Below are 1,877 nucleotides of genomic sequence, written 5' to 3' on the forward strand. Positions count from 1 at the left end.
GGCAAACCACTCTGCTCCCTTTAGGATAATCTGAGGGATGTTTGCATAGGTTTCTACGTTATTTAATAGGGTTGGTTTATCCCAGATTCCTTTATGGGCAGGGAATGGCGGTCTTGGTCTAGGCATACCTCTTTTACCTTCAATAGAATTAATTAAAGCTGTTTCCTCACCGCAAACAAAGGCTCCAGCACCTAAGCGGATTTCTAGGTCAAAGCTAAAATCTGTTCCAAAAATGTTTTCTCCCAATAAGCCCTTTTCTTTTGCTTGATCAATGGCTATTTGAAGTCTTTTTACTGCTATAGGATATTCGGCCCGAACATATACATACCCTTTATTCGCACCTACAGCATAGCCGGCTATGGCCATAGCCTCAATCATAACATGGGGGTCTCCCTCCAGTACAGAACGATCCATAAAAGCACCTGGGTCCCCTTCATCTGCATTACAGGCTACATACTTTTGATCTCCTTGGGCTTTAGCGGTAAATTCCCATTTTAATCCTGTAGGGAATCCTCCACCCCCTCGACCCCTTAAGCCTGAACCCTTTATTACATCAATAACCTCTTCTGGGGTCATCTCTAATAAAACCTTTCCTAGGGCCTGATATCCATCAAAGGCTATATATTCTTCTATTACTTCTGGGTTTATCAATCCACAGTTTCTTAAGGCAACCCTTTGTTGTTTCTTGTAGAAGCTTACTTCATCAATAGCTTTGATTTTATCTTCTTCTATAGATTCTTTGTATAATAAATCCGTTACAATTCTTCCCTTTAATAAATGTTCTTCTGCAATTCTTTCTATATCCTCTACTTTTATATGACTGTAAAAAGCTCCCTCTGGATAAACGATAACAATAGGGCCTGCCTCACACAATCCAAAACATCCGGTTTTTACAATCTTTACTTCCTTCTCTAGATCATGCTCTTTTAATTGTTCTTCTAGCTTTTCCATAATCTTTAAGGAATCTGATGATGTACACCCAGTCCCTGCACATACCAGTACATGCGATCTAAATAAGTCCATTGTTTAACCCCCTTACATATTTGTTAGGTTTAGCATCCTACTACTTTTCATAGGCACCAATGGTATATTCATAAGGAATTTTACCATTTACTATATGATCTGCTATGACTCTTCTAGCCTTTTCCGCTGTCATTTCTACATAGGTTACCTTGTCTTCCCCTTCTTTATAGACCTCTATCATGGGCTCTAGTCTACAGGCTCCTATACATCCCGTCTGGGTTACTACTATATGCTCTAAATTCCTCTTTTTTACTTCTTCAATTAACGCCATCATGACAGGTCTAGCTCCAGCTGATATGCCACAGGTTGCCATTCCTACTACGATTCTTGTACCCTTTCTATCATGCCTAAGGTTAACTTTTTCTAAAGCCTCTTGACGAATCTTGTCTAATTCAGCAATAGATTTCATGAATAAACCCCCTTTTTTTTAATATTTCGCCATAATTTCTGGTATGTCATCTACTTTAAGTCTTCCGTATACATCTTCATTTACAGTAATAACTGGAGCTAGCCCACATGCTCCTATACATCTGGTGGCTACTAAAGTAAATCTTCCATCAGCAGAATTTTGCCCTGGCTTTGTGTTAATGATGTCACTAATTTTGTCAAGAATAGCTTGGGCCCCTTTAACATAACAGGCAGTCCCTAGACAAACCCCTACTACATACTCTCCCTTTGGTTCTAGAGAAAATTGAGAGTAGAAGGTTACAACCCCATAGATCTCACTCAAAGGAATTTGTAGTCCATCTGATATCTTTTGTTGTACCTCCAATGGCAAACATCCAAATATCCTTTGTCCTTCTTGCAGCACTGGCATTAAAGCTCCCCTCTGACCTTTGTATTCCTCAATAACT

At 39.4% G+C, this 1,877-nt stretch carries 3 protein-coding genes; all 3 read right to left on the minus strand.

Features of this window, described 5'->3' with window-relative positions; genetic code table 11:
* The coding region (locus tag BLS22_RS14755; RefSeq protein WP_176762208.1) for a (2Fe-2S) ferredoxin domain-containing protein at nt 1–1,023 on the minus strand (1,023 nt) is incomplete at its 3' end.
* Nucleotides 1,024–1,063: 40 nt separating this feature from the next.
* Nucleotides 1,064–1,432 carry a (2Fe-2S) ferredoxin domain-containing protein gene (locus BLS22_RS14760; RefSeq protein ID WP_090555128.1) on the minus strand — a complete coding sequence of 123 codons (369 nt, stop codon included), beginning with the start codon at nt 1,430–1,432 and terminating at the stop codon, nt 1,064–1,066.
* Between the two features lie 18 nt (nt 1,433–1,450).
* A partial coding sequence (locus BLS22_RS14765; RefSeq protein ID WP_090555129.1) for an NADH-quinone oxidoreductase subunit NuoE family protein occupies nt 1,451–1,877 on the minus strand: 427 nt, incomplete at its 5' end.

Origin of the sequence: Natronincola ferrireducens (assembly GCF_900100845.1) — a bacterium.
Taxonomy (GTDB): domain Bacteria; phylum Bacillota; class Clostridia; order Peptostreptococcales; family Natronincolaceae; genus Natronincola_B; species Natronincola_B ferrireducens.

What these genes read in the sequence shown, in the direction of transcription:
- BLS22_RS14760 (WP_090555128.1), bottom strand. Translation starts at nt 1,432, where the DNA reads ATGAAATCTATTGCTGAATTAGACAAGATTCGTCAAGAGGCTTTAGAA.